At 71.2% G+C, this 25,764-nt stretch carries 26 protein-coding genes; 13 read left to right on the top strand and 13 right to left on the bottom strand.

Annotated elements, in window-relative coordinates; genetic code table 11:
- Positions 1–60: 60 nt before the first annotated feature.
- Positions 61–612, bottom strand: coding sequence for a GNAT family N-acetyltransferase (locus tag M3190_RS14685; RefSeq protein WP_251583358.1), 552 nt, complete (start codon positions 610–612; stop codon positions 61–63).
- A gap of 166 nt (positions 613–778) precedes the next feature.
- Here M3190_RS14685 and dnaK point away from each other — a divergent pair, with 166 nt between their 5' ends.
- Genes dnaK through M3190_RS14665 form a run of 4 tightly spaced genes read left to right on the top strand, consistent with a single transcriptional unit; the run spans position 779 to position 4,684 of the window.
- Positions 779–2,638, top strand: a complete 1,860-nt coding sequence (gene dnaK, locus M3190_RS14680) for a molecular chaperone DnaK (RefSeq protein WP_251583356.1) — start codon at positions 779–781, stop codon at positions 2,636–2,638.
- A gap of 2 nt (positions 2,639–2,640) precedes the next feature.
- Positions 2,641–3,240, top strand: coding sequence for a nucleotide exchange factor GrpE (locus tag M3190_RS14675; RefSeq protein WP_251583342.1), 600 nt, complete (start codon positions 2,641–2,643; stop codon positions 3,238–3,240).
- A gap of 15 nt (positions 3,241–3,255) precedes the next feature.
- Positions 3,256–4,233, top strand: coding sequence for a DnaJ C-terminal domain-containing protein (locus M3190_RS14670; protein ID WP_251583339.1), 978 nt, complete (start codon positions 3,256–3,258; stop codon positions 4,231–4,233).
- 10 nt (positions 4,234–4,243) lie between these two features.
- Positions 4,244–4,684, top strand: a complete 441-nt coding sequence (locus M3190_RS14665; protein ID WP_251583331.1) for a heat shock protein transcriptional repressor HspR — start codon at positions 4,244–4,246, stop codon at positions 4,682–4,684.
- A 34-nt stretch (positions 4,685–4,718) separates the two neighbouring features.
- On the opposite strand, the gene M3190_RS14660 is transcribed toward M3190_RS14665, so the two are convergent.
- Positions 4,719–5,309, bottom strand: a complete 591-nt coding sequence (locus M3190_RS14660) for a hypothetical protein (protein WP_251583329.1) — start codon at positions 5,307–5,309, stop codon at positions 4,719–4,721.
- Positions 5,310–5,340: 31 nt separating this feature from the next.
- Here M3190_RS14660 and M3190_RS14655 point away from each other — a divergent pair, with 31 nt between their 5' ends.
- From M3190_RS14655 to M3190_RS14645, 3 genes are all read left to right on the top strand, one after another.
- Entirely contained in the window at positions 5,341–6,555 is a 1,215-nt protein-coding gene (locus M3190_RS14655; RefSeq protein WP_251583327.1) for an endonuclease/exonuclease/phosphatase family protein, read from the top strand.
- A gap of 147 nt (positions 6,556–6,702) precedes the next feature.
- On the top strand, positions 6,703–7,902 hold the full coding sequence (locus M3190_RS14650; RefSeq protein WP_251583325.1) for a glycosyltransferase: 1,200 nt from the start codon (positions 6,703–6,705) through the stop codon (positions 7,900–7,902).
- 1 nt (position 7,903) lies between these two features.
- Positions 7,904–8,998 (top strand): glycosyltransferase family 4 protein, encoded by a 1,095-nt coding sequence (locus M3190_RS14645; protein ID WP_251583542.1) that lies wholly within the window; start codon positions 7,904–7,906, stop codon positions 8,996–8,998.
- Here M3190_RS14645 and M3190_RS14640 read toward each other — a convergent pair whose 3' ends face one another.
- The 3 genes from M3190_RS14640 to M3190_RS15445 are packed head-to-tail and all read right to left on the bottom strand — an operon-like array spanning position 8,999 to position 9,768.
- On the bottom strand, positions 8,999–9,205 hold the full coding sequence (locus tag M3190_RS14640) for a hypothetical protein (RefSeq protein ID WP_251583323.1): 207 nt from the start codon (positions 9,203–9,205) through the stop codon (positions 8,999–9,001).
- Between the two features lie 24 nt (positions 9,206–9,229).
- Positions 9,230–9,610 carry a hypothetical protein gene (locus M3190_RS14635; protein ID WP_251583321.1) on the bottom strand — a complete coding sequence of 127 codons (381 nt, stop codon included), beginning with the start codon at positions 9,608–9,610 and terminating at the stop codon, positions 9,230–9,232.
- A 26-nt stretch (positions 9,611–9,636) separates the two neighbouring features.
- Positions 9,637–9,768: a hypothetical protein gene (locus M3190_RS15445; RefSeq protein WP_285876468.1), complete on the bottom strand. Its 132-nt coding sequence runs from the start codon at positions 9,766–9,768 to the stop codon at positions 9,637–9,639.
- A gap of 97 nt (positions 9,769–9,865) precedes the next feature.
- Between M3190_RS15445 and M3190_RS14630 the strand changes: the two genes are divergently transcribed.
- From M3190_RS14630 to M3190_RS14615, 4 genes are all read left to right on the top strand, one after another.
- Positions 9,866–10,849, top strand: coding sequence for a GlxA family transcriptional regulator (locus M3190_RS14630; RefSeq protein ID WP_251583540.1), 984 nt, complete (start codon positions 9,866–9,868; stop codon positions 10,847–10,849).
- Positions 10,850–10,900: 51 nt separating this feature from the next.
- Entirely contained in the window at positions 10,901–13,114 is a 2,214-nt protein-coding gene (locus tag M3190_RS14625; protein WP_439958040.1) for an ATP-dependent Clp protease ATP-binding subunit, read from the top strand.
- Entirely contained in the window at positions 13,111–13,644 is a 534-nt protein-coding gene (locus tag M3190_RS14620) for a GNAT family N-acetyltransferase (RefSeq protein WP_251583317.1), read from the top strand. Before M3190_RS14625 ends, M3190_RS14620 begins: the two co-directional genes overlap by 4 nt.
- Positions 13,645–13,705: 61 nt before the next feature.
- Positions 13,706–14,536 carry a UbiA family prenyltransferase gene (locus tag M3190_RS14615; RefSeq protein WP_251583315.1) on the top strand — a complete coding sequence of 277 codons (831 nt, stop codon included), beginning with the start codon at positions 13,706–13,708 and terminating at the stop codon, positions 14,534–14,536.
- A gap of 16 nt (positions 14,537–14,552) precedes the next feature.
- On the opposite strand, the gene M3190_RS14610 is transcribed toward M3190_RS14615, so the two are convergent.
- The 6 genes from M3190_RS14610 to M3190_RS14585 form a co-directional block, all read right to left on the bottom strand.
- Positions 14,553–15,674: an FAD-dependent oxidoreductase gene (locus M3190_RS14610; RefSeq protein ID WP_251583313.1), complete on the bottom strand. Its 1,122-nt coding sequence runs from the start codon at positions 15,672–15,674 to the stop codon at positions 14,553–14,555.
- Positions 15,667–16,359: a methyltransferase domain-containing protein gene (locus M3190_RS14605; RefSeq protein ID WP_251583311.1), complete on the bottom strand. Its 693-nt coding sequence runs from the start codon at positions 16,357–16,359 to the stop codon at positions 15,667–15,669. Before M3190_RS14605 ends, M3190_RS14610 begins: the two co-directional genes overlap by 8 nt.
- Positions 16,356–17,477: a type III polyketide synthase gene (locus M3190_RS14600; RefSeq protein ID WP_251583310.1), complete on the bottom strand. Its 1,122-nt coding sequence runs from the start codon at positions 17,475–17,477 to the stop codon at positions 16,356–16,358. Before M3190_RS14600 ends, M3190_RS14605 begins: the two co-directional genes overlap by 4 nt.
- A 97-nt stretch (positions 17,478–17,574) precedes the next feature.
- Complete coding sequence (locus tag M3190_RS14595) at positions 17,575–18,258, bottom strand: hypothetical protein (protein WP_251583309.1); 684 nt, start codon at positions 18,256–18,258, stop codon at positions 17,575–17,577.
- 61 nt (positions 18,259–18,319) lie between these two features.
- Positions 18,320–18,892: a nitroreductase family protein gene (locus tag M3190_RS14590; RefSeq protein ID WP_251583308.1), complete on the bottom strand. Its 573-nt coding sequence runs from the start codon at positions 18,890–18,892 to the stop codon at positions 18,320–18,322.
- Between the two features lie 43 nt (positions 18,893–18,935).
- Entirely contained in the window at positions 18,936–20,300 is a 1,365-nt protein-coding gene (locus M3190_RS14585; protein ID WP_251583307.1) for a glucose-6-phosphate dehydrogenase, read from the bottom strand.
- A gap of 79 nt (positions 20,301–20,379) precedes the next feature.
- Here M3190_RS14585 and M3190_RS14580 point away from each other — a divergent pair, with 79 nt between their 5' ends.
- Positions 20,380–22,179, top strand: a complete 1,800-nt coding sequence (locus M3190_RS14580; protein WP_251583306.1) for a glycoside hydrolase family 15 protein — start codon at positions 20,380–20,382, stop codon at positions 22,177–22,179.
- Positions 22,180–22,263: 84 nt separating this feature from the next.
- Positions 22,264–23,682, top strand: coding sequence for a serine/threonine-protein kinase (locus tag M3190_RS14575; RefSeq protein ID WP_251583305.1), 1,419 nt, complete (start codon positions 22,264–22,266; stop codon positions 23,680–23,682).
- Between the two features lie 49 nt (positions 23,683–23,731).
- Here the strand turns inward: M3190_RS14575 and M3190_RS14570 are convergent, their stop codons facing one another.
- Both M3190_RS14570 and M3190_RS14565 read right to left on the bottom strand, forming a co-directional pair.
- Entirely contained in the window at positions 23,732–24,817 is a 1,086-nt protein-coding gene (locus tag M3190_RS14570) for an ABC transporter permease (protein WP_251583304.1), read from the bottom strand.
- The gene (locus tag M3190_RS14565; protein ID WP_251583302.1) at positions 24,814–25,698 is read right to left on the bottom strand and encodes an ABC transporter ATP-binding protein; all 885 of its coding nucleotides are present in this window, start codon (positions 25,696–25,698) and stop codon (positions 24,814–24,816) included. Before M3190_RS14565 ends, M3190_RS14570 begins: the two co-directional genes overlap by 4 nt.
- Between the last annotated feature and the right edge of the window lie 66 nt (positions 25,699–25,764).

The following is a 25,764-nucleotide window of genomic DNA, read 5'->3' as shown; positions in this document are numbered from 1 at the left end:
CGGCGGTCAGCGCTTCCTCAGCCTTTGCTCAGGTCGCGGCGGGTCACCGGAGAGTCGGGGTCAGCCGCCCGTCGGGAGATCCCAGACGACCGGGGTGACGGTGCCGTCGCGCCAGTCGCGGCGCAGGATGCTGTACGCGACGGATGCCACGAGCCGCCCGTCGTCCACGGGCCAGCCTTCGCGGTAGTAGGCCTCCTGGACCCACCCGCACCGGAGGAACACGCGCCGCATCGCGATGTTGTCCTCCCGCGTCTGCCCTTCGAACCTGTTGACCTCGGGCATCGTCGTGAACACATGGTCGCTCGCGGCGCGCAGCACCTCCGCGGCCAGTCCGCGCCCGCGATGCGCGGTGTCGAGGCGCAGGTCGAACAGAGGTGCATCGTCACTCAGGTCCTCGAGGCGGAAGAAGCCGAGGCGGCCGTGCTCGTCGGAGTCGATCCAGAACGACGCGTGGTCCTCGTCCGCGTACGCGCCGTCGTCGATCGCCCGTGCGATCTGCTCCGCCGTGGGATTCGTCCGCACGTGGAACGGAAAGGACTGCGAGCTCATGAAGGCGATGAGCTCGTCGCGGTCGGAATCCGTGGGGTCGAGGGGCGTGAAGCGGATCGGCATCCGTCCACGCTAACCGGCATCCAGCCTGCAAACTTGATATGAGTGGACTCAAGTTGCTTTGACACCGGGAGACCGTCGGAGTAGCCTTGAGTCATCGCGGCTCAGGTTGTGGCCAGGGCCGCGGAGAGACTTCAGATCTACGCAACGCCACACGAAGGAGAATCACATGGCACGTGCAGTGGGAATCGACCTCGGAACGACCAACTCGGTCGTCGCCGTCCTCGAAGGTGGCGAGCCGAAGGTCATCGCCAACGCCGAGGGTCTGCGCACGACCCCCTCGGTCGTCGCATTCACGAAGGACGGCGAGGTGCTCGTCGGTGAGACCGCTAAGCGCCAGGCCGTCACGAACGTCGACCGCACCCTGACCTCCGTCAAGCGCCACATGGGCACCGACTGGAAGACCCAGGCGATCGACGGCAAGAACTACACGCCGCAGGAGATCTCGGCGCGCATCCTCCAGAAGCTGAAGCGCGACGCCGAGCAGTACCTGGGCGACACGGTGACGGATGCCGTCATCACCGTCCCCGCCTACTTCAACGACGCCGAGCGTCAGGCCACCAAGGAGGCCGGTGAGATCGCGGGCCTCAACGTGCTCCGCATCATCAACGAGCCCACCGCCGCTGCGCTCGCCTACGGTCTCGACAAGGGCAAGGAGGACGAGCTCATCCTCGTCTTCGACCTCGGTGGTGGAACCTTCGACGTCTCCCTCCTCGAGGTGGGCAAGGACGACGACTTCTCGACCATCCAGGTGCGGGCCACCGCCGGTGACAACCGCCTCGGTGGTGACGACTGGGACCAGCGCATCGTCGACTACCTGATCAAGCAGTTCAAGGACACCAGCGGCGTCGACGTCTCGAACGACAAGATCGCCCTGCAGCGTCTGAAGGAGGCTGCGGAGCAGGCGAAGAAGGAGCTCTCCAGCTCGCAGTCGACCTCGATCAACCTGCCTTACCTCTCGCTGACCGACTCCGGCCCCGTGTCGCTGTCCGAGACGCTGAGCCGCGCCAAGTTCGAGGACCTCACCAAGGACCTGCTCGACCGCACCAAGAAGCCGTTCGAGGACGTCATCCGCGAGGCCGGCATCAAGGTCGCCGACATCGACCACGTCGTGCTCGTCGGTGGATCGACGCGTATGCCCGCCGTGAGCGAGCTCGTGAAGAAGGAAGCCGGCAAGGAGCCCAACAAGGGCGTCAACCCGGACGAGGTCGTCGCCGTCGGCGCCGCCCTGCAGGCCGGTGTCCTCAAGGGTGAGCGCAAGGACGTGCTGCTCATCGACGTCACCCCGCTGAGCCTCGGTATCGAGACCAAGGGCGGCATCATGACGAAGCTCATCGAGCGCAACACGGCGATCCCGACCAAGCGCAGCGAGACCTTCACGACCGCCGACGACAACCAGCCGTCGGTCGCCATCCAGGTCTTCCAGGGCGAGCGCGACTTCACCCGCGACAACAAGCCGCTCGGGACGTTCGAGCTCACAGGCATCGCGCCGGCACCCCGCGGCATCCCGCAGATCGAGGTCACCTTCGACATCGACGCGAACGGCATCGTGCACGTGTCCGCCAAGGACAAGGGCACGGGCAAGGAGCAGTCGATGACGATCACCGGCGGCTCGTCGCTGCCGAAGGACGACATCGAGCGCATGGTCCGCGAGGCCGAGGAGCACGCGGCCGAGGACAAGAAGCGCCGCGAGGCCGCCGAGGTCCGCAACCAGGCCGAGACGCTCTCGTACTCGATCGAGAAGCTGCTGAGCGAGAACGCCGACAAGCTGCCCGAGGACGTCAAGACCGAGGTCCAGGGCGACGTCGATGCGCTCAAGACGGCGCTCGCCGGTGACGACGACGACGCGGTCAAGAACGCGTACGACAAGCTCAACTCGTCGCAGACCAAGATCGGCGAGGCGATCTACGCCGCGAGCCAGGCCGAGGCCGCGCAGGCCCCGACCGACGCGCCGGCCGGCGAGCAGGCGGCATCCGATGAGGACGTCGTGGACGCTGAGGTCGTCGACGACGAGGACGAGAAGAAGTAAGCATGGCGGACAAGGACTTCGACAAGCCGGACGACGGCGACGAGGTCGCGGACTCCGGGGCTGCCGACCAGGCGGCCCCGGAGGGCGCCGCCGAGGGTCCCGACACGCAGCCCGAGCAGTTGACGGTCGACGACATCCTCGGGGCCGCCCAGTCCGACGAGGCCGCGGTCGCCGATGCTCCCGCCGACGAGCACGACCTCGTGCTCGACCTCAAGCGCGTCCAGGCCGAATACGCCAACTACCGCCGCCGCACCGAGGAGCAGCGCGAGGTGGAGATCGCGCGCGCCAAGGGCTCGGTCGCCAAGGGGATGCTGCCGGTCCTCGACGACCTCGACCGCGCCGAGAAGCACGGTGACCTCCAGGAGGGGACTCCGCTCGCCGCGATCGCCGACAAGATCCGCACCGTCGTCGCCCGTCTGGGCGTGGAGCGCTACGGAGCAGCCGGTGAGGCCTTCGACCCCCAGCAGCACGAGGCGATCTTCCAGGCGCCGACCCCCGGCACCACCGAGGCGACGATCCTCGAGGTCGTCGAGGTCGGCTACCGCCTGGGAGACCTCGAGCTGCGTCCTGCCAAGGTCGTCGTCGCCGTCCCGGCCGAGTAAGGGAAGGGAGGGGCAATGGCCAGTCAGGACTGGTTCGACAAGGACTTCTACAAGGTCCTCGGTGTGTCGAAGGACGTCTCGGATGCCGAGTTGAAGAAGACGTACCGCAAGCTGGCGCGCACCTACCACCCCGACTCGAATGCGGGGGATGCCGCGGCCGAGGCGAAGTTCAAGGAGATCAGCGAGGCGTACTCGGTGCTCAGCGACAAGGAGCAGCGCGCCGAGTACGACCAGCTGCGCGCCATGGGCTCGGGAGCACGCTTCCAGCCCGGCGCCAGCGGCGGCGGGTTCGAGGACGTCTTCAGCCGGTTCTCGACCGGCGGCGGTCAGCAGGCCGACTTCGACGACCTGTTCGCGATGTTCGGTCAGCAGGGCGGCGGCCGGTTCGGCTCGGGCCGCTTCGGGCAGTCCAGCGGTGGGTTCCGCGGTTTCGGCGGCCCGCAGCGCGGTTCGGACGTGACCGCCCGCACGACGCTGGACTTCACGACCGCCGTGAAGGGCGACACGATCACCCTGCAGGGTGAGGACGGCAAGCCGATCAAGGTCAAGATCCCCGCGGGGGTCTCGGACGGCCAGAAGATCAAGCTCCGCGGTCGTGGCCGCCCCTCGCCGGACGGCGGGGAGGCCGGTGACATCGTGCTGACGGTCGGCGTGCGCCCGCATCCGGTCTTCACGCGCGAAGGACTGAACCTCCGCATCCACGTCCCCGTCACGTTCACCGAGGCGGCCCTCGGCGCGACGATCGAGGTGCCCACGCTCGGTGGCGATGTCGTCAAGCTGCGCGTCGCTCCCGGGACCCCGTCGGGGCGCGTGCTGCGCGTCAAGGGGCGCGGAGTGCAGACCACGAAGGGCACCGGCGACCTCCTCGCCGAGGTGCAGGTCGCGGTTCCCACGCACCTCGACGGACCGGCGCGCGAGGCGTTGGAACGCTTCCACGAGCTGGAACCCAAGGAGAATCCCCGCGCCGATCTGATGGCCAAGGCGCGCGAGTGAGGTGAGAGGCATGGCGAACGAGCAGGTCGACGAAGAAGCGCCGATCCTCGCGATCGCGGTGGCTGCGGAACTCGCCGGCATGCACCCGCAGACGCTGCGCCAGTACGACCGGCTGGGACTCGTGGTACCGGCGCGCACCCGGGGCGGGTCGCGCCGGTACTCCCTCCGGCACGTCGCGCAGCTGCGCGAGGTGGCGCAGATGTCGGCCGACGGCGTGAGCCTGCCCGCCATCTCACGCATCATCGAGCTCGAGAACGAGGTGCGGATGCTGCGCCGCGAGGTGACGGGGCTGCAGGCGCGGCTGCGCGACGAGGTCGCCGCCCGCCGGGGCGCACGGGTCTTCGCCGCGGGCGCGACCGGCTCGGTCGTCACGCTCCGCCAGGGCACCCGCGTGCGCCGCGCGACGGACGTCGTGCTGTGGCGCCCGCATCCGTCCCCGTCCGACGACTGACGTCGGGTCGGCGACCGCCGGCGGATGCCGGGGGTCAGGCGGGGTCGATGCGCAGGGTGCCGGGGCCCTCGCCGACCGTCAGGTCGTCGACCAGGCGCAGGGAGCGGGCCAAGGCGTCGACGGCGGGGATGACGGTGCCGAACCGCTCGCGGTCGGAGACGACCGCGGTCAGCGTGACCAGGTGCGTGCCGGTGTCCCAGGTGTAGGACGCGAACGGCGTCTGCCGGGGGTTCGGCGGCAGCGGCATCTCGAGCTTCTCGCCCACGCCGAGCGGCGAGCCCGTGAACGTGACGGTGTCGTCGTACTCGATCGGCATGCTCGCGCGCATCGTGCGCAGCTGCGGCGTGAGCTCCTGGACCTGGGCCATCGCGACGAGGAGCTCCGGGTCCTCCTTCCACACCCAGGCGAGCAGTCGTCCGTCGGCTCGGCGCATCAGCGCGGGGATCGCCTGGCTCATCGCCCACGCGGCGACCCTGCTGCCGGGCTGCTCGCGCCCGAAGGCGGCGTTGGCCTGGGCGAGCAGCATCCCGATCGCCTTCTTGCGGGCGCGTCGTCCACGGAACCCGAAGGACCCGGTGATCGGGACCCATCGCGCCGGGTCCGCCTGGGCAGAGATTCGCGTCATGCCGACCAGCGTAGGTTGCTATCATCCGCCTATGCTGCGCGTCCCCCACGCTCGCGGCGCCGTCGCAGTGGTCGTCGCGATCGCGCTCGCCCTCGCCCTCCCCGTCTCCCCCGCCTCCGCCGCGGCCGTCGTGCCCGTCAAGCCCGGGCTGGTGAATTACGTCGGAGCCTCGACGACGTCACTGACTGTCGACTGGGCGGACATCCCGGGCGCCACGAGCTACTACGTCTACGCGAACACCAGTCACGACCTGGTCACCCGGCCCGCCCAGCCGATCAACCAGAAGGTCACGTCCTCGAAGGCGACCGTGACCGGACTGAAGCCAGGGGTGGCCTACTTCATCCAGGTCCGCGGCGTCTCGTCGGCCGGGATGGGTCCGCGCTCGTCCCCCGTCGCGCACGAGACGATCACGGCGCAGGCGAGCCTGCCGTCGACGTGGCCGAGCTACCACGCGGTGAGCTGGAACGTCTGCTCCAACGTCTGCTCGGGCTTCTCGTCGCGCAAGACCGTCATCGACAAGAGGATCGCGGAGCTCGCCCCGGACATCGTCGGACTCCAAGAGGCGTCGAAGTACACCGCCGCGCCGTCGGGCTACCGCTTCGCCTACAACGGGCAGAACGACATCCTCATCCGCAACGGCCGCTTCACCCCCGTCGCGGCGAAGTCCGGCGGCGCGACCTCCGGCGCAGCGGTCTTCGCGTCGACCTACGCACCCGCCGGCAAGGGGATGTCGTGGGCCGCCGTCCGCCACAGCTCGGGTGCCTACCTGCTCGTCGTGGACACGCACCTCGTGGTCGGCACCTCGGCATCCCTCGTCCGTCAGCGCGAGTACGAGGCCGGCAAGCTGGCGGACGCGATCTCGGCGACGCTCACGAAGCTCAACAAGACCCACCGGTCGCTCACCGACTGGACGAAGGCGCCGGTCATCGTCATGGGCGACTTCAACACGCACAAGTCCCGCACGGGCGACAAGACCATGTCGATCCTCGAGCAGCGCGGATGGCACGACGCGTACGACCAGGCGCGCGTGCTCAGCCTGCAGCACTACAACACCGCGAACCCGTCCATGTCGCTCACCCCGTTCGTCAGCGTCACGTGGGGCGACCACATCGACAAGGTGCTCGTCCGGCCGTCGCGGTCGGTCGTGTTCCGGTGGGCGAACGCGGGCAAGACGGCGAACGGCAAGTGGATCGGGCCCCTCGGGTCGGACCACCACCCGCTCTCGGTGCGCCTCGGTCTGCGCTGACCCGGGGCGAGGCGCGCCGGGACCCCGGCGGGTGACTGCCCGGTCCCGGGCTAGAATCGAGCCCCGGCGCCCCCGCATCCCTGCGCCCCACCGGCGGGAAGAGACAGTCCCGCCATCGACGCACAGATTGGCCCGTACCCCGTGACCATGACGCCCCCGGACGATCCCGCTTCTGCGCGCGGACCCCTCACCATCGCGATCGCCGCCGACACGTTCGCGCCCGACGTCAACGGCGGCGCACGCTTCACCGAGCGCCTCGCGGCCGGGCTGGCGGAGCGCGGTCACGACGTGCACGTCGTGACGCCGAGCGTCGGCCACCGCAACCACGGCGTGTTCACCGAGGACATCGAGGGGCAGTCGCTCACCGTCCACCGTCTGCCCGGCTGGCGCTACCGGCCCCACGACTGGCTGCGCTTCGTGCTGCCGTGGCGCGGCAAGCACTACGCGCGGCAGATCCTCGACACGGTGGACGTCGACGTCGTGCACAGCCAGTCGCACATCGTCATCGGTCGTGCGCTGACACGCATCGCGAACCAGCGCGGCATCCCGGTCGTGGCGACGAACCACATCATGGCCGACAACATCCTCGACTTCACGCTGCTGCCGAAGTTCCTCTACGACATCTTCCTCAAGATCGCGTGGGCCGACGCGGAGCGCACCTTCAAGATGTCGCGCGCGGTCACGACCCCCACGCGCAAGGCCGCGGAGTTCCTCGAGAGCACGATCGACATCCAGGGTGTCATCCCGATCAGCTGCGGCATCCGCAAGAGCAACTACACACCGGACCTCGCGCCGCGTGAGAAGCGCCGCCGCGTCCTGTTCGTCGGACGCCTCACGACCGAGAAGCACGTCGAGGTCACTCTCGAGGCGATCGCGAAGCTGCCCGACCTCGACATCGAGTTCGAGATCGTCGGGGGCGGCGACCAGCGCAAGAACCTCGGACAGGTCACGCAGCGCCTCGGCCTCGAGGACAGGGTCACGTTCCGCGGACGGGTGTCGGAGGACGAGCTGCGCGCGGCGTACACCCGCGCCGACGTCTTCGTCATCGCCTCCGTCGCCGAGCTGCAGTCGATCGCGACGATGGAGGCGATGGCCTCCGGCCTTCCCGTCGTCGCGGCGAACGCCGTCGCCCTGCCGCACCTCGTGCACGACGGCGAGAACGGCTACCTCTTCGAGCCCGGGAACGTCGAGGAGCTCGCGGCGAAGATCCGCACCGTGCTGACCGCCGATCAGGCCGAGTACTCGCGCATGCAGCGGGCGTCGCTCGACCGCGTCGACATGCACGACATCGAGCGCACCCTCGACACGTTCGAGAAGCTCTACCGCGGTGAGCCGCTCGACGCCTGACATGCGGCTGTTCTTCGACGCGCGCTACATCCGCACCGACTTCCACGACGGCATCAGTCGCTACTCCGCGGAGCTCGCGCAGGCGGTGTCGGATGCCGCATCCGCCCACCGCACCGAGGTCACCTACCTCATCCACGACGAGCGCCAGCGCGCATTCCTGCCGGAGGGTGCCGTCACGCTGACGATCCACTCGCCGACGTCGGCCAAGGAACCGTTCGCCGCGCTGCTGCTGAACCGCCATCGACCGGACGTGCTGTTCTCGCCGATGCAGACGATCGGGTCCGCGGGACGGCGGTTCCGCCTGATCCTGACGCTCCACGACACGATCTACTACCGGCACCGCACACCGCCGCGCGCATTGCCCTGGTACGTCCGGCTCGGATGGCGGCTGTTCCACCTGTCGTACTGGCCGCAGCGTTTCACCCTCAACGCCGCAGACCTCGTCGCGACGGTGAGTGAGACGAGCGCACGCCAGTTCGCGCGGGTGCGGCTGACGAAGCGACCGGTCGTGGTGATCCCGAACGCGCCGCAACGGCTCGCCGAACTCCTGCCCGAGGGGACGACCGTGGGCGCGGGTCCGGTGCGGAACCTCGTCTACATGGGGTCGTTCATGCCGTACAAGAACGTCGAGACGCTCGTGGCGGCGATGCGTCAGCTGCCCGGGCACACGCTGCACCTGCTCTCGCGCATCGCGCCCGAGCGTCGGGCCGAGCTGACCGCCCTCGCCGACGGGGCGTCGGTCGTGTTCCACGACGGGGTGACGGATGCCGCCTACGCGGCGCTCCTCGCCGATGACGCCGCCCTCGTCACGACGAGCCTCGACGAGGGCTACGGTCTGCCGGTCGCCGAGGCGCTGGAACTCGGGGTGCCCGCGGTCGTGACGGACATGGAGATCTTCCGCGAGGTGGCGGGCGACGGTGCGCTGTACGTCGATCCGCTCGATCCGGATGCGGTGGCGAGGGCTGTGCGATCGCTCGACGAGCCCGGCGTGCGCGAGCGGCTCATCGAGGCGGGGACCGCCCACATCCGCACGTTCGACTGGGGTCGGTCGGCGCACACCCTGCTCGCGGCCGCGCGCGACCTCGTCACGCGCTGATCAGATCGGGCCTCCGGCGTTGTGGCGACCGTCGACGTAGACCGCGGTCGCCTTCGCGAGGCGCGCCTGCGACTCGGCTTCGCGCCGCGCGGCCGCGCCCGGTCCCTCGGCGTCGACGACAGCGCGGTCGCGTCGTGCGCGACGCGCCGCCACGAACAGGCTCGTGGCGATGACGGCCGCGACAGCGACGGCGAATCCGATCTCCATGGCCGGAGCCTAACCGACCCGGGGTCAGTAGAGGGCGGAGCCGATCGTGGATGAGGCGAAGCTCAGCACGGTGCCGACGATCTGCGCGGCGGCGAGGCCGATCGCGATCCCGCCCAGGAGGCGGTTGCCGACGTTCCGTCGCGCGGCGAGGATGCCGAGGACGAGCGCGACGGCCGCGACCAGGCAGGTGAACAGCGCGAAGGCGGCGTTGGCGACACCGGCGAGGGTGTAGTTCGACGACGTGTAGAGCGAGATCGAGATCGCGGGCCACAGCCCGCCGAGCAGGATCGGCACAGCGCCGACGATGACGGCCGCGACGGCGGTGCCCCGAGCAGGCGCCGGCGGTGCCGTGCGGTAGGGCTGCTGCGGATAGGGCGGTTGCGACGGCGGGATGGGGACGCTCATGGGGATCCTCTCGCGAGGACCCGAGTCTAGGGGAGCCGGGGAGCCCGGGGGCAGGTCGGCTGGCGACGGTAGCCGTCGACGGCGACGAGGCGGATCGCGCCGATGACGGCGGCCACGATGACGAACAGGAGGGCGATGAGGAGGAGTGCGGCGGTCATGGCAGAAACGCTATGATTGCCGGTATCCTGCCACGAGTGGCCGTGAAGACACCGGTCGCAGGAATCCTGCCAACGCCTGTCCCGGAGGTCCGTCGTGATCCGCACCGTCGCCTGCATCGTTCAGCCGGGCTTCGCGCCTTTCGAGTTCGGGCTCGCCTGCGAGGCCTTCGGGCTCGACCGCAGCGACGACGGCATCCCGAACTTCGACTTCCGGATCGTGACCCCCGCACCCGGCGCCGTGCCGAGCAACCTGGCGTTCTCGATCAACGTCGACCAGGACCTCGCGTTCGCCGATGAGGCGGACGTCGTGGTCGTGACCCCCATCCCGCGCGAGGCGTGGGCGAGCGTCGACGAGCGGGTGCTCGATGTCATCCGGCGTGCGGTGGACCGCGGCGCGTGGGTGCTGACGGTGTGCAGCGGGGCGTTCGCGGTCGCGGCATCCGGCGTGCTCTCGGGGCGCCGCGCGACGACGCACTGGCGATACGCCGAGACGATGGCCCGCATGTACCCCGACATCGAGGTCGACCCGAACGTGCTCTACGTCCAGTCGGATCGCATCATCACGAGCGCCGGGACCGCTGCCGGTCTCGACGCGTGCCTGCACCTGCTGCGCATCGAGCTCGGCGCCGAGGCGGCGAACACCATCGCACGCCGCATGGTCGTGCCCCCGCAGCGCGACGGCGGGCAGGCGCAGTTCATCGCAGCGCCCCTGCCGGTGTCGACGTCGCTCTCGCTCACGCCGGTGACCGATTGGATGCTGCAGAACCTGAGGCTCGATCTGTCGGTCGATCAGCTGGCGGCCAAGGCGCACATGTCGCCGCGGACCTTCGCGCGCCGCTTCAAGGCCGACTACGGCACGACACCGGGCGCATGGCTGGGGCGGCAGCGGATCCTGCACGCACAGCGGCTGCTGGAGCAGACCGATCTCGGGCTCGATGCGATCGCCTACGAATGCGGGTTCGGATCCGCAGCCGTGCTGCGCCAGAACTTCGCGCGGGTGCTGGGGACGACGCCGACGGCCTATCGCGCCCGATTCGCCTGCGCGACGGAACTCGTCGGCGCCGGTGAGATGGCGTCGTGATAAACTTGAGTCAGACAGGCTCAAGTTTGAAGCGACTTCCAGGAGCAGATGATGAACGCACAACCGGCCCCCGGGCAGGGTGACCAGGGCAGCGCCCTCGAACAGTTCGGCATCAACCTCACCGACCGCGCCCGGCAGGGCAAGCTCGACCCCGTCATTGGTCGGGATGGCGAGATCCGCCGGGTCAGTCAGGTGCTCACGCGGCGTACGAAGAACAACCCCGTCCTCATCGGTGAGCCGGGCGTCGGCAAGACCGCCGTCGTCGAAGGCCTCGCGCAGCGGATCGTCGCCGGCGACGTCGCCGAATCGCTCAAGGGCAAAGAGCTCATCGCGCTCGACATCTCCGCTCTGGTCGCCGGGGCGATGTACCGCGGCCAGTTCGAGGAGCGCTTGAAGAGCGTCCTGAAGGAGATCACCGAATCCGAGGGCCGCGTCATCACCTTCATCGACGAGCTGCACACCCTCATGGGCGCCGGCGGCGGCGAGGGGTCGGTCGCGGCATCCAACATGCTCAAGCCCATGCTCGCGCGCGGCGAGCTGCGCTTGATCGGCGCGACGACCCTCGACGAGTACCGCGAGTTCATCGAGAAGGATGCTGCGCTGGAGCGGCGCTTCCAGCAGGTGTACGTCGGCGAGCCGAGCGTCGAGGACACGATCGCGATCCTTCGCGGTCTCAAGGAGCGCTATGAGGCGCACCATAAGGTCGCGATCTCGGATGGGGCGCTCGTGGCTGCCGCCGCGCTGTCGAACCGGTACATCCCGGCGCGGCAGCTGCCCGACAAGGCGATCGACCTGATCGACGAGGCGGCGTCGCGGCTGCGGATGGAGATCGACTCCGCGCCACTCGAGATCGACGAGCTGCGGCGGCACGCCGACCGGCTGAAGCTCGAGGAACTCGCGCTGAAGAAGGAGAAGGACGACGCCTCGAAGGAGCGTCTCGCGGCGCTGCGGGATCAGCTCGTCAAGGTGCAGCAGGAGCTCGACGACCTGCAGGCGCGGTGGGAGCGCGAGCGCGCGTCGCTGAACGCTGTCGGCGACTACAAGACGCGGCTGGACGCGCTCCGCGTCGAGGCCGAGCGCGCACAGCGCGAGGGCGATCTCGAAAGGGCGTCACGGCTGCTCTACGCCGAGATCCCGGCGCTCGAGCGCAAGCTGGCCGAGGCCGAGAAGGCCGAGGGTGCCGTCGGCGACGGCGCCGAGCGGATGGTGGGCGACCGGGTGACCGAGGAGGACATCGCGGAGGTCATCGCGGCGTGGACCGGCATTCCGGTCGGAAAGCTGCTGCAGAGCGAGAGCGCTCGGCTCGTGCACCTGGAGTCGGAGCTCGGCAAGCGCCTCATCGGGCAGAAGCCGGCCGTGAAGACGGTGTCGGATGCGGTGCGCCGCTCCCGCGCGGGCATCAGCGACCCGAACCGGCCGACGGGGTCGTTCCTGTTCCTGGGGCCGACGGGTGTCGGCAAGACCGAGCTCGCGAAGGCCCTGGCGGAGTTCCTGTTCGACGACGAGCGCGCGATGGTGCGCATCGACATGAGCGAGTACGGCGAGAAGCACGCCGTCGCGCGCCTGGTCGGTGCCCCTCCGGGGTACGTCGGGTATGAGCAGGGCGGTCAGCTGACCGAGGCGGTGCGGCGCCGGCCGTACTCCGTCGTGCTGCTCGACGAGGTCGAGAAGGCCCACCCCGAGGTGTTCGATGTGCTGCTGCAGGTGCTCGACGACGGTCGGCTGACCGACGGTCAGGGCCGCACGGTGGACTTCACGAACACGATCCTCGTGCTGACGAGCAACATCGGCTCGCCCGTGCTGATCGACCCGACGCTGACCGACGAGACCAAGCGCGAGCAGGTCATGACGATGGTGCGGCAGGTGTTCCGCCCGGAGTTCCTGAACCGTCTCGACGACGTCGTCATGTTCTCGCCGCTGACCGAGTCCGATCTCGCGCAGATCGTCGAGCTCGCGGTGGATGCGCTGCAGCGTCGTCTGCGAGAGCGTCGCCTGACGCTCGCGGTGACGCCGGACGCGCGGGCCTGGCTCGCGGAGCGGGGATACGACCCGCTGTTCGGCGCGCGGCCGCTGCGGCGGCTCATCCAGTCGGAGATCCAGGACCGGCTGGCGATGGCGCTGCTGTCCGGTGGCGTGCACGATGGCGACGTCGTGCGCGTGGATGTGGCGGTCGACGGGTCACAGCTCGTGCTGACGAGCAGCGGGCCGTCGCCGGCGGACCCGACCGACGACGACGTGATCGACGCGGAGCTGCTCGACGGATGACCTCGCTCGGTGCGGGGGTGCTGCTGCGTGAGCCGGCGGTGGCGGATGCCGCCGCCCTCGCAGAGGCGTACCGCCGCAACCGCGAGCGCCTCGCGCCCTGGGAGCCGGTGCGGGCCGAGTCGTTCTTCACCGAAGCGGGGCAGCGAGCCGAGCTCGAGGCGGTGCTGCGGGAACGGACCGCCGGGGTCGCGGCGCCGTTCCTGCTCGTGGCGGGGGAGCGCGTCGTCGGGCGGGTGAACCTGTCCGGCATCGTGCGGGGCGCCGCGCAGAGCGCCAACCTCGGGTACTGGATCGACGCGGAGTTCGCCGGCCGCGGCGTCATGACGGCGGCGGTGGATGCGGTGGTGCGCGCCGCCGCAGGCGAGTGGGGTCTGCATCGGGTGCAGGCCGGCACGCTGCTGCACAACGCGCCGTCGCAGGCGGTGCTGCGCCGGTGCGGGTTCACCGAGATCGGCGTCGCCCCGCGGTACCTGAAGATCGCCGGACGCTGGCAGGATCACCTGCTGTTCCAGCGGATCCTCGAGCACTGAGGCGGGCGCGGGCGGTCAGCCAGGCGGCATCCGGCCGACCCGCGGCGTGAAAGGATCGAGCATGCGAACCGCCCGGGCCCTGTGGGGTGCCACCCACCCCGGTCCCTCGATCGTGGTCACGGTCCTCTCTCTCGCGCTCGGCCTCGCGGCGGGACTCGAGCCGTGGCGCCTCGTGATCCTCGTCGTCGCGGTGTTCGCCGGTCAGATCTCGGTCGGGCTGTCCAACGACGCGATCGACCTGTTCCGCGACGCGAAGGTCGGCCGGTCGGACAAGCCCCTCGTCCGCGGCGACACCCGCGTCCGCACCGCCTGGATCGCGGCGTTCGTGTCGCTGGCCGTCGCCGTCATCCTGTCCGCCGTCCTCGGATGGGGGATGCTGCTGGCGCACGTCGTCGCGCTCGTCTCGGCGTGGAGCTACAACGCCGGGCTGAAGGCGACGCCCGCCTCTCTCCTCCCGTTCCTCGTCAGCTTCGGCATCTTCCCCTCTCTCGCCACCCTCTCGGCCGCCGATCCGCAGCCGGCCGCGGTCTGGGCCACCCTCGCGGGCGCCGTCCTCGGTGCCGCCGTCCACCTCACCAACGTCTTGCCCGACCTCGACGACGACCACCGCACGGGCGTCCGCGGCCTGCCGCACCGGATCGGGGCCGCGGCATCCGTCCTCCTCGCGGTCGTCGCCACCGTGGCTGCGGCGATCGCGGTCCTCTTCGGCAGCCTCGCCGACGGCGCGCCGGTCGCCGCGATGATCCCGTTCGCCGTCGGCGTCGCGCTCATCGCCGCCGCGGTCGTGGTCCGGATGCGGCGGCGCGGGCCGGACCGCGTGGGATTCCGGCTCGTGATGGCCGCTGCGCTCGTCCTCGCGGTGCAGCTCGTCGCGGCATCCGCGCTGTCCTGACCCGCGCGCGGGCGCCTCACCGTCCCGCGCGGTCGAGTCCCATCGCGTAGGCGTGCGGCACGAGCGCGCCGGTCGCGGCGAGCACCGACCCGAGCAGATGCGACCGTGCGGCGTGCGCCGCACCGGACACCGGACGGCCGAGCGCCATGTTCACTGCCGCCAGCCGGCCGGCGATCCGCGCCGACCTCAGCCGGTCGCCCTCCCACTCGGCGAGGTCGGCGTCGGGCGCCGATCCGAGCCGGATCCACGCGGCCAGGAGTGGTGCGAGGGTCGCGGCATCCAGCAGCCCGAGGTTCATGCCCTGACCGCCGATCGGACTGATCTCGTGAGCGGCGTCCCCGATCACGAAGAGTCGGTCGCGGCGCATCGCGCGTCCCAGCACGCGCCGGACCCCGAACGCGGTCGCCTCACCCACCGCGTCGGCCGCCGCCGCCTCACCGCGCTCCTGCATCGCGCGCACCAGCCTGGCCGTCCGCGTCTCGACACTGCCACCGGCGTCCCACGCGACGAAACGCCGCTGTCCGCCCGGCAACGGGAACGACTCGAGGACTCCGCCGGGAGCGAGGTGCACGAGGGCGGTCTCGGCGTCCTCGCGCGGTGGGACGGCGGCATCCGTCATCAGATACCGATCCGCGTATGCCGTCCGCCGCAGCGCTGCCGGGCGATACACGAGATCCCTGGCGCCGACCCCGCCGGCGACGACGACGATCGGCGCGCGGCGCTCTCCCTGATCCGTCTCGACGCGCATCCCGCCCCGCTCCGGCCGCACGCCTGTGACCGTCACCGCGCGCTCGGGCTCGGGACCGTCGCCCCGCAGCGCGCGCTCGGTCTCCGCCTGCGGGAGGGTCGCGACGTACGGATGCCGTGCGTCCAGTCGCCCGAAGTCGACCACGCCGATCGTGCGCCCGTCGCTGCGGGCCTCGCCGCGTCGCACCCGCACGGCTGCGCTCAGGATGCGATCCGTCGCCCCGCCCGCCTCCAATGCGGCGAGCACCGGGGCGTGCAGTCCGATCGCCCGGGACCCGCCACCCGCCGTCGGGCGTCGCTCGACGACGTCGACCTCGACGCCGAACCGCGTCAGCTCGGCGGCGAGCAGCGTGCCCACCGGGCCCGCGCCGACGACGAGGACCTCAGCCATCGCCGTCCGCCACGGCGAGCAGCCGGAACGGCGCCGGTGACGCCACGCGCCAGGGGTCGCCCAGTGCCGACGCGAGCTCGTCGGCTCGGTAGCTGCGTCGGATCGAGCGCAGACCGTCCGTCCGCAAGAACGTGCCGCGCTCGAGCGCCGTGACGCCTATGCCGTACAACGCATACGCCATCGCGCTGCGCTCGATGTCGGCGTGCAGGACCGTTCCCGTGGCGAGCGCGCGCGTGTCCGCCGCGAACCCGACGAGCTCGTCGTCGGTCAGATGGTGCAGGACGTGATTCGACAGCACGAGATCGAACCGCTCTCCGGCCGCGCGGAGACCCGCGGCATCCGTCGCAGCGAACGACACCCGCGCGCTCTCGCGCTGGCGCGCCACCTCGAGCGCCCGCGGGTCGGGGTCGATCCCGAGCCAGTGCACGTCGAGCCCGTCCCGCTCCGCCCACCCCGCCAGGCGGGCCAGGACGTCGCCGCCTCCGCTGCCGACGTCGAGCACGCGGGCAGGACGCCCCAGTTGCTGCAGTCGCGGACGGATGCCGCGTCGCCACACCCGGCCCCATCCGCCGATCGCGCGGTTCACGAGGTCGAACCGACGCAGGGTCTCGGCGAGCAGGACGGGGTCGCAGTCGGGGTCGTCCATCAGCTCGAGCAACGCGGTGTCGCGCACGGCGAGGGTCATGCCGGCCCCCGCCGGAACGTCAGCCGCGCCGCTTCCAGCGTGAGCCCCGGCCCGAAGGCCAGTGTCGCCACGCGGTCGCCGTCGTCGAGACCCGACGCGAGGAGGGAGCCGAGGATGAAGAGGATCGTCGCGCTCGACATGTTCCCGTAGTCGCGCAGCACGTCGCGCGAGACGGTCAGCGCGTCGGCCGACAGCCCGAGCCCTGCTTCGACCCGGTCGAGCACGCTCCGCCCACCGGGGTGCACCGCCCAGGTGTCGACGCTCTCGTCCCCCAGGAACGACTCGACCGCCGCGCGGATCTCACGCCCGATGATGCGCGGCACCTCCGCCGACAGGATCATCTCGAACCCGGTGTCGCCGATCGTCCAGGCCATGTCGTTCTCGCCGTCGTCGGTCAGCACGGTCGCGAAGCCGTCCAGCTCGAACGAGCTGCCGCGCGCCCGCGACGGATCGGCGCTCACGACGGCGGCGGCCGCGCCGTCGGCGAAGACGGAGGCGGCGACGATCTCGTCGTGGTCGGCGGGTGTCCGGACGTGCAACGAGCACAGCTCGGCGCACACGACGAGCACGACGGCCGCGGGGTCCGCCGCGCACGTCTGCGCCGCGGTGCGCAGCGCCGGTACCGCTGCCGCGCACCCCATGAACCCGAGGTGGGCGCGCGCGACCGTCGTGGGGAGGTCGAGGTCGCGCACGAGCCGGTAGTCCGGTCCGGGCGCGAACATGCCCGTGCACGAGACGGTGATGACGTGCGTCACCTCGGCGGCGTCGACGGATGCCGCAGCGAGCGCCTTGCGCGCGGCCTCGGCGAACAGGGGCGGAGCGAGCCGGATGTAGGCGTCGTTGCGCGCGCCGGTCGACGGAGCCAGCAGCGCGCCCGCATCGGTGACCGTCGGCATCCGCTCATCGCCCTCGGGTGCGGAGGCCGCGGCCGCGGCGGCTGCCAGGTCGCTCAGGACGGTGTGGCGGGTGTCGATCGCCGACGCGTCGAACGCGGCGCCGATGAGACGGCGGGTCAACCGGTCGGCGCCGGGCTGAGCGGCGAACAGATCGCGCACCTGGTCCTGTCGCAGACGGGCCTCGGGCACGGCGGTGCCGATCGACAGGATGCGGGTGGTCATGCCTCACCGTAACCGCCGGACGGACACGGGGGGCCGAGGGTTGACCATCCCGGTCGTGTCTGAGCGGTGCACGGGCGTGCGGGCGGGTGCTCCGCGCTCAGCGTTCTGCGACCCAGACCTCGACCCCCGCGTTCGTGAGGGTGAAGTTGAGGACGGTGCCGGAGCGGTACGAGGTGCGCGCGGCATCCGGACTCTGCTCGCTGACCACCGTGGTCACGGTGACCGGGAACGGCGCGGCGCCGCACGTGGACAGGGATTCGTCCGCCGACTCCTGCGGGCTCACGACGCTCATGCACTCGGCGTTCGGCCGGTCGGGGCTCGTCGCCGTGAAGGCGAACACCGAGTAGCCGCGGAAGTCCGCGTACCGGCGCCCGGCCGAGGCGTTCGCCTGCGCGCCTCCGCCGTCGATGACGGCGAGCGTCGTGACCCGCTCGGCGCCGGGGTAGCGCGTCTTCTCCTCGGGAACCGCCCGCGTGATCGCGACCGTCGCCGCGACGAGCACCACCGCCGCGACCGTGGCTCCGACGAGGAGCACCCACCGCGGCGCTCGCCGAGGCGGCTCGACCGGAAGCGCCGTCGCCACCTCGGAATCCTCGACGGCCGCATCCTCGACGGGGAGCGCAGGGTCGTCGACGACCGGTTCCATCGTCTCGCCCCGTAGGGCACGCTCCTCGAGCTCGCGCAGGCGCGCCAGCGCGGCAGTGTCGCCCGCGATGTCGGGGGTGCGCCCGTAGGCGCGCTCGCGCAGTCGGGCGAGCTCGGCGGCCTCGTCGTCGTCCATCGGGATCACTCAACCAACAAACGGAGGGGATGCGGGCCGAATCGACGTCCGCCGCGCCGAATCAGTCGTCGACGAGCAGCGACTCAGCGATCGGGCGACGCTCCCGGGGGGCGTCCTCTCGGGCGCGCAGCTCTTCCGATGCCGCGTCGGGGTCGCCCAACGGGCCGACCGCCATGACGGTCAGCGCGCGCTGGTCGTCGCCGAGCCCGAACGACTCCGCGATGCGGTCCGCGTGGAAGCCGCCCATCTGGTGCGTCCCGAGGCCGTCGGCGTGCGCCTGCACGGTGAAGTGCGCGGCGGCCTGACCGACGTCGTAGGCGGCCCAGCGCAGCGCCTTCCCGTCCTGCTCGGTGGTCGCGACGAAGACGACGAGCGCCGCGGCGTCCGCTGCCCAGGAGCGGTTGAACCCCATGAGGCTGTCGACGACGGCAGTGTGGGATGCCGACCCTCGCCGCGCCACGATGAACCGCCACGGCTGCGTGTTCGACGCCGACGGCGACCACCGCGCGGCCTCGAGGGCGGACTGCAGTGCCTCCTCGTCGATCGGCGCGGACGCGTCGAAGATGCGCGTGCTCCAGCGCTCGGTGAGCACGTCGAGGATGGGGGCGTCGGTGGTGGCGGTGCGGCTCGGCATCCCTCTATTCCATCACCGCCCGCACGGGTCGGCGTCGCCCGCGTCAGGAGGTCGGCCAGTCCGGCGGCCCGGCCGTGCCGGCCGCGTAGTCGTCGAGCGGTACGCGGCCGTCCCGCCACGCGTCGATCACGGGCTGCACGATGTGCCAGCAGTCGACGGCCGCGTCGCCGCGCACCGAGAGCATCGCGTCGCCGTCGAGGATGCCCGAGAGCACCTCGGCATACGCCTTCAGCGCTCCCGCGCCGAGGTGGGCTTCGAGCGTCGCGCGCTCGAGCTCGAGGGGGTCCGCTTCGCCGTTGACGTTGAGCTCGAGCGAGATCGAGTCGGGGCCGAGCGAGAAGCAGAGCACCGTGGGTCCGGGGTCGCCGGTGAACCCGCGGGGGAGGTGGCGCACCGGATGGAAGCGCACCTCGACCTTCGCCTCGGCGTGCCCCAGGGCCTTGCCCGAGCGCAACGTGATCGGTACTCCCTGCCACCGCGCGTTGCGCACCTCGACCGTCATCTCGGCGAGCGTCTCGGTCTCGCGCGCCGGGTCGACTCCGGGCTCATCGACGTAGGACGGGAACTCGCGACCGTCGACCGAGCCCGCGGTGTATCGCGCCCGTCGCGATGAGGCGACCGGGTCGTCTCCCCACACCGCCGTCGCACGCAGAGCGGCGCCGGTCGCGTCGCGGAGATCGCGTTCGTCGAGGGATGCCGGAGGCTCCATCGTCACGAACGCCATCACCTGGAGCAGGTGGCTCTGGATCATGTCGGTGAGCGCCCCCGCTTTGTCGTAGTAGCCGGCGCGGCCCTCGAGCCCCAGCGGCTCGTCGAACTGCACGAGGATCGAGGCGATGTGATCGGCCGACCACGCCGGTTCGATGAGGCGGTTCGCGAAACGCACGCCGAGCAGGTTGAGGACGGTCGACCGGCCGAGGAAGTGGTCGACGCGGAACACCTGTCCCTCGGGGACGAGGTCGGCGAGGGTCGCGTTGAGTCGTTCGGCGCTCGCGGCATCCGACCCGAACGGCTTCTCGAGCGCGAGGATCGTGCCCTCGGGGATCGTGACCGACCGCAGTGCCTCGCACGCCTTCGCGGCGACGGCGGGAGGGACGGCGAAATACAGTGCGGGGCGACCCTCGGCCGCATCCAGCAGCTCCTGCAGCTGCGCGGTGTCGGTGATGTCCGCCTGCGTGTAGGTCGTGTCGGAGAGGCGGTCGAACGCGGACTCGGAATCGGTCGTCGCGAACGCCTTCCGGACGGTCTCGCGCCACGCGTCGTCGGTCCACTCCTCGACGCCCGCACCCGCGAGGCGGACGCTGCGGTCGGGCTCGCGCGCGAGCAGCTGCCCGAGCGCCGGCAGGAGCAGGCGCGAGGTCAGGTCGCCCGAGGCGCCGAGGATGAGCAGGGTCGTGTCCGCCGTCATGCGCGTCACCCTAGCCCGAGGATGTATGCCGATCCGAGGCGGGAGCTATCTCTTGCCCCAGCCCGACGGCGGGGCCACAATGACGACGATGCCTGCCCCGATCGAGTCCTATGCCCTGCTCAGCAACTGTCGGACGGCGGCGCTGGTGTCGGATGCCGGGAGCATCGACTGGCTCTGCCTGCCTCGGTACGACGCGGCATCGATCTTCGGTGCGCTGCTCGGTGACGAGGATCACGGCCGGTGGAGCGTTCGACCCACGGACCCCGACGCGACCGCGACGCGGCGGTACGACGGCGACACGTTCGTGCTCGTCACCACGTGGAAGACGTCGACCGGCGTCGCCGAGATGATCGAGTTCATGCCCATGGACGAGGACGCCGTGGTGCGCCGGGTCGTCGGGGTCGAGGGCTCGGTCGGCTTCGAGAGTGAGCTGCGCCTGCGCTTCGACTACGCGCGGGCCCTGCCGTGGGTGCGTCAGATCGGTGACGACGACGCCGCGTCGGTGCTCCTTGCGATCGCCGGCCCCGACGCCGTCGTCGTCCGCGGGCCGCGACTGCGCCCCGACGGGACGACGCACCGGGGAGTGTTCACGGTCGCGGCGGGTGCGACGGTCGACTCGGTGCTCGCGTGGGACCGGTCGTACCACCCCCATCCGGTCGCACGGGACGTCGATGCCGTGCTGGCACGCACGCGCGGCTGGTGGACCGACTGGGCGTCTGGGGTCGAGGGGCACGGCCGGTGGGCGGAGCACGTGATGCGCTCGATGCTCGTGCTGCGCGCCCTCACGCATCCCGACACCGGCGGGATCGTCGCGGCCGCGACGACCTCGCTCCCCGAGGACCCCGGCGGGTCGCGCAACTGGGACTACCGCTTCGTGTGGCTTCGCGACGCCGCACTCACACTCGAGGCCTATCTGGCCCACGGGTACACCCGCGCGGCCGAACGCTGGCGCGGATGGCTGCTGCGCGCGGTCGCCGGGGACCCCGCCGACGTGCAGATCATGTACGGCCTCGGTGGCGAGCGCGACCTGCCCGAACGCGAGCTGATGAGCCTGCCCGGGTACGACGGCTCCGCCCCCGTCCGCATCGGCAACGGCGCGGTGGACCAGTATCAGGGCGACGTGATCGGCGAGGTGCTCGTCGCTCTCGAGGCGGCGCGCCTGGCGGGCGTCGCCGAGACGCCGTCGTCCTGGTCGCTGCAGCGGGCGCTGCTCGCGCAGGTGGTGGAGTGGGTCGACCGTCCCGATCACGGCATCTGGGAGATGCGCGGCGACCTGCACCACTTCACCCATTCGCGGGCCATGGTGTGGGCTGCGCTCGATCGCGGCGTCCGGGCGGTCCGCGAGCAGGGCCTCGACGGCGACGCGGACACCTGGGCACGGCTGCGCGACCGCGTCCGCGCCGAGATCGACAGCACCGGAGTGGATGCCGCGGGCGGCCACTTCACGCAGCACGACACCACCGACGAGGTCGACGCCTCCCTGCTGCTCCTGCCGCTCGTCGGGTTCTGCGCGGCCGACGACCCGCGCATGCTCGCGACCGTCGCCCGGATCGAGCGCGACCTGCTCCGCGACGGCTTCGTCATGCGCTACCGGACCGACGCCGGCACCGACGGGCTGCCGGGCGACGAGCACCCCTTCCTCGCGTGCTCGTTCTGGCTCGTCGAGCAGTACGCGGCGACCGGGCGCCTCGACGACGCAACGCGTCTCATGGACCGGCTGTGCGCTGTCGCCAACGACGTCGGCCTGCTCTCGGAGGAGTACGACCCCGCCACCGGGCGTCACATCGGCAACACCCCTCAGGCGCTCTCGCATCTCGCCCTCGTCGGTGCCGCCGACGCGCTCGCCGGGCACGTCGGACGAGCCGCGCACCGGACCTAGTCACCTCGTCAAGTGCCCTGCACCGAGTGGGTGCCCGGGGTAACGTCGTGGACGACGCCGCCGACCCGGGCGGAGGAGGAGACGATGACGGACGCACCCGAGCCGCTCGTCGGCGACACGCTGGCGGAGCGATACCGACTGACCGCGCAGGTCGGTCAGGGCGGCATGGCGCGCGTCTTCCGCGCCGATGACACCGCACTCGGACGCACCGTCGCCGTCAAGGTGCTGCGACCCGGCGTCGAAGGAGCCGCGGGCATGCCCGAGCGGGCGCGGAGCGAAGTGACGCTGCTCGCCTCGCTGAACCACCCCTCCCTCGTCACGCTCTTCGACGCCCACCTGACCGGCTCGCCCGAGTACCTCGTGATGGAGTTCGTCGACGGGCCGACGCTGAGCGCCCGCATCGCCGAGGGGCCGATGCCCCCGGCCGAGGTCGCCGCGCTCGCTGCGGAACTGGCCGAGGCTCTTCACATCGTCCACGCCTCGGGCGTCGTGCACCGCGACATGAAGCCCTCGAACGTGCTGCTCGCCCCGCCGCACCTGCCCGGCGGGCGGTCGCGGGCCAAGCTCGCCGACTTCGGCATCGCGCTGCTCCTCGACAGCGCTCGGCTGACGACGCCCGGCACGATCATCGGCACGGCCGCGTACCTCGCGCCCGAGCAGGTCCAGGGCGGCGACCCGGCGCCTCCGGCCGACATCTACGCACTCGGACTCGTGCTGCTCGAAGCGCTGACCGGCGAGCGCGCCTACCCGCATACCGACGGGGTGGGCGCGGCGCTCGCGCGCCTGACGACGCCGCCCGCCATCCCCGACGCGCTCGGCCCGGGATGGACGTCCCTCCTGTCGCGGATGACCGCCACGACGCCGCAGGAACGGCCGACCGCGCTGGAGGTCGTCGAGGCGGCCGAGCGACTGCGCACCGCCCCGGTCGACGGCGCCCCGCCGCTCCCGCCGGTGCGTGCGGCGGTGGCCGCGGGCATCCCGATCATCGCCGCCGGCGACCCGGAGGTGACGCGAGCCGACACACCGGTGGAGGACGACGCCCCGACACTGCTCGAGCCCGCGGCCGCCCGCGCGGACGGTGACGCCCCGACGCGCCGCTATCCGACCGCGGCGACGGTCGCCTTCGCCTCGGCGGCGCCGGCATCCGCCCAGGAAGAGCGTCCTCGACGGTTGCGGCGTCCGTTCGTCATCGGGCTGGCGGTCGCCGCGGTCGCGCTCATCGCCGGTGCCAGCATCTGGGCCGCGTCGCTCGTCGGCGGGCAGCAGTCGGGCACGACCGATCCCGCACAGACCGAACCGACGCCGGCGAGCACCGTTCAGGTGAGTCCGACCGAGCCGGCACCGACCCCCACCCCTACGGTCACGACCGTCGACGACCCGGTCACGGACGACACGCCCGCGGACGACACGCCCGCGGATGACAAGGGACCCGGTAAGCAGGACAAGCCCGAGAAGCCGGGCAAGCCCGACAAGCCGGGCAAGGGGAACTCCGGAAGGAACTGAACCGCCCCGCCGCGTATAGCGGACGGAGCGGTTCAGCGGATGCCGCGGCTCAGCGCGACAGGGCCTCGCGCAGCTTGACGCGCGCCCCCATGCGCAGGAGCGAGTTCTCGTAGATCTTCGCGCCCACCAGGATCGCCCCGACGCACGCGGCGAGCATCACCACGAGCGCCAGCAGCGGCTCCCACCACTGCGCCTCGCCGACGAAGATGCGCACCGGCATCCCGACCGGGGCCGAGAACGGCACATACGACATGATCGTCAGCACGACGGGGTTGTCGTTGAAGAAGATCACGAGGAAGTACGGCGCCATCACGATGTAGGTCAGCGGTGTGATCGAGGGGCCGATGTCCTCCTGCCGCGAGACCATCGCCCCTGCCGCCGCGAACAGTGCGGCCAGCAGCACGAAGCCGAACAGGAAGAACACCGCGAACCACGCGATCGGGCCGCCGAGCCCCGCGATCAGGAAGTCCTGACCCGTCACCGTGAGTCCGATGATCGCGACCGCGGCGATCCCGACGATCTGCCCCATCGCGAGCACGGTGTTGCCGAGCACCTTCCCCGCCAGGAGAGCGCGGGTCGGGATCGCCGAGATCAGCAGCTCGACCACGCGGGTCTGCTTCTCCTCGACGACGCTCGTGGCGATCGTCGTCCCGAAGGTGAGGGCCGCGGCGAAGAACACACCGCCGAAGGCGATGGCGATGATGTAGCGAAGGAAGCCGTCGGTGCCCGCCGGCTCCAGGATCTCGACCTCGGGCGCGATGCTGAGCTGCTGCAGCAGGCTGTTCGACACCTGCTCGTCGAAGACGACCGTGTACCCGAGCGGCTCGGCGCCACCGGGGACGACGGCCGCGTCGACCGTGCCGTCGCGGACGAGGTCGCGCGCCTCGTCGGCGGTCGCGGCATCCGTCACATCGAAGGCGTCGGGATCGGCGATGACGGACGCGGTGTCGGCGGTCACCGCGATCGGGGTGCGGTTGTCGCTCTGCGCAGTGAAGCCCGCCCACAGGACGGCGGCGAGCACGATGACGAACATGACGACGGTGGAGATGATGAACGACTTCGAGCGCAGCTTCGAGCCGATCTCGCGCTCGGTGACGAGCCAGACGCTCTGGCCGAAGGACGGTGACGTGTTCACTGGATGACCTCCGTGAAGATCTGGGCGAGGGTGGGGCGACGGGGGGCGAAGCTCGTGACGGCGCCGGCCGCGACCGCGCGCTGCAGAACCCGCTGCACGGTCTCGTCCGAGTCGGCTTCGAACACCGCGTACCCGCCGTCGAAGTCGACGACTTCGATGCCGGGCTCGTCGCGGAGCCAGCCCGCGTCGGTCGCGGAGACGAGCTCGAAGCGCCGCGAGGCGTGCTCGGCGCGCAGACCCTCGCGGGTGCCGGCGGCGCGGATCGTGCCCCCGGCGATGATGACGAGGTCGTCGCACAGCCGCTCGACGACGTCGAGCTGATGCGACGAGAAGAGCACCGACACACCGCGGGCCGCGCGGACCTGCAGGACGTCGGCGACGACGTCGACCGCGAGCGGGTCGAGTCCGGAGAACGGTTCGTCGAGGATCAGCACCTCCGGGTCGTGCACGAGGGCCGCCGCGATCTGCGCGCGCTGCTGATTGCCGAGCGACAGCGTCTCGACGTTGTCCTCGAGGCGTTCACCGAGCCCGAGTTCCTCGAGCAGAGCCGTCGCGCGGGTCGTGGCATCCGCCTTCGAGAACCCGTGCAGCCGCGCGAGGTAGACGATGTGCTCGAGCACCTTCATCTTCGGATACAGGCCTCGCTCCTCGGGCATGTAGCCGAAGCGACGGCGGTCGGCGGTCGTGACGGGCGCGCCGTTCAGCGTGACCTCGCCGCTGTCGCGACCGAGCACGCCGAGCATGATGCGCATCGTGGTGGTCTTGCCGGCACCGTTCCCGCCGACGAACCCGGTCAGGCGGCCGGGCGCGACGTCGAACGCGACGTCGTCGAGCACCCGCCGCGAGCCGTAGCTCTTGGTGATCCCGCGTAGCTGCAGCATCCGTTCCTCCTGTGATCCATGCGCCACCGGCGGTGGCACGTGTCCCACGTTAGGAAGATCGGATGC

This window comes from Microbacterium oleivorans, from assembly GCF_023715745.1.
Classification (GTDB): domain Bacteria; phylum Actinomycetota; class Actinomycetes; order Actinomycetales; family Microbacteriaceae; genus Microbacterium; species Microbacterium oleivorans_D.
The sequence above is the reverse complement of the archived record's forward strand: the minus strand, read 5'-3'. Positions and strand labels throughout refer to the sequence as shown.

Coding starts and splice junctions, on each gene's coding strand:
- M3190_RS14675 (WP_251583342.1), top strand. CDS start 2,641: ATGGCGGACAAGGACTTCGACAAGCCGGACGACGGCGACGAGGTCGCG.
- M3190_RS14665 (WP_251583331.1), top strand. CDS start 4,244: ATGGCGAACGAGCAGGTCGACGAAGAAGCGCCGATCCTCGCGATCGCG.
- M3190_RS14640 (WP_251583323.1), bottom strand. CDS start 9,205: ATGGAGATCGGATTCGCCGTCGCTGTCGCGGCCGTCATCGCCACGAGC.
- M3190_RS14670 (WP_251583339.1), top strand. CDS start 3,256: ATGGCCAGTCAGGACTGGTTCGACAAGGACTTCTACAAGGTCCTCGGT.
- M3190_RS14620 (WP_251583317.1), top strand. CDS start 13,111: ATGACCTCGCTCGGTGCGGGGGTGCTGCTGCGTGAGCCGGCGGTGGCG.
- M3190_RS14575 (WP_251583305.1), top strand. CDS start 22,264: ATGACGGACGCACCCGAGCCGCTCGTCGGCGACACGCTGGCGGAGCGA.
- M3190_RS14595 (WP_251583309.1), bottom strand. CDS start 18,258: ATGGACGACGACGAGGCCGCCGAGCTCGCCCGACTGCGCGAGCGCGCC.
- M3190_RS14660 (WP_251583329.1), bottom strand. CDS start 5,309: ATGACGCGAATCTCTGCCCAGGCGGACCCGGCGCGATGGGTCCCGATC.
- M3190_RS14615 (WP_251583315.1), top strand. CDS start 13,706: ATGCGAACCGCCCGGGCCCTGTGGGGTGCCACCCACCCCGGTCCCTCG.
- M3190_RS14610 (WP_251583313.1), bottom strand. CDS start 15,674: ATGGCTGAGGTCCTCGTCGTCGGCGCGGGCCCGGTGGGCACGCTGCTC.
- M3190_RS14590 (WP_251583308.1), bottom strand. CDS start 18,892: ATGCCGAGCCGCACCGCCACCACCGACGCCCCCATCCTCGACGTGCTC.
- M3190_RS14650 (WP_251583325.1), top strand. CDS start 6,703: ATGACGCCCCCGGACGATCCCGCTTCTGCGCGCGGACCCCTCACCATC.
- M3190_RS14565 (WP_251583302.1), bottom strand. CDS start 25,698: ATGCTGCAGCTACGCGGGATCACCAAGAGCTACGGCTCGCGGCGGGTG.
- M3190_RS14645 (WP_251583542.1), top strand. CDS start 7,904: ATGCGGCTGTTCTTCGACGCGCGCTACATCCGCACCGACTTCCACGAC.
- M3190_RS14585 (WP_251583307.1), bottom strand. CDS start 20,300: ATGACGGCGGACACGACCCTGCTCATCCTCGGCGCCTCGGGCGACCTG.
- M3190_RS14655 (WP_251583327.1), top strand. CDS start 5,341: ATGCTGCGCGTCCCCCACGCTCGCGGCGCCGTCGCAGTGGTCGTCGCG.
- M3190_RS14580 (WP_251583306.1), top strand. CDS start 20,380: ATGACGACGATGCCTGCCCCGATCGAGTCCTATGCCCTGCTCAGCAAC.
- M3190_RS14625 (WP_439958040.1), top strand. CDS start 10,901: ATGAACGCACAACCGGCCCCCGGGCAGGGTGACCAGGGCAGCGCCCTC.
- M3190_RS14635 (WP_251583321.1), bottom strand. CDS start 9,610: ATGAGCGTCCCCATCCCGCCGTCGCAACCGCCCTATCCGCAGCAGCCC.
- M3190_RS14600 (WP_251583310.1), bottom strand. CDS start 17,477: ATGACCACCCGCATCCTGTCGATCGGCACCGCCGTGCCCGAGGCCCGT.
- M3190_RS15445 (WP_285876468.1), bottom strand. CDS start 9,768: ATGACCGCCGCACTCCTCCTCATCGCCCTCCTGTTCGTCATCGTGGCC.
- M3190_RS14685 (WP_251583358.1), bottom strand. CDS start 612: ATGCCGATCCGCTTCACGCCCCTCGACCCCACGGATTCCGACCGCGAC.
- dnaK (WP_251583356.1), top strand. CDS start 779: ATGGCACGTGCAGTGGGAATCGACCTCGGAACGACCAACTCGGTCGTC.
- M3190_RS14605 (WP_251583311.1), bottom strand. CDS start 16,359: ATGACCCTCGCCGTGCGCGACACCGCGTTGCTCGAGCTGATGGACGAC.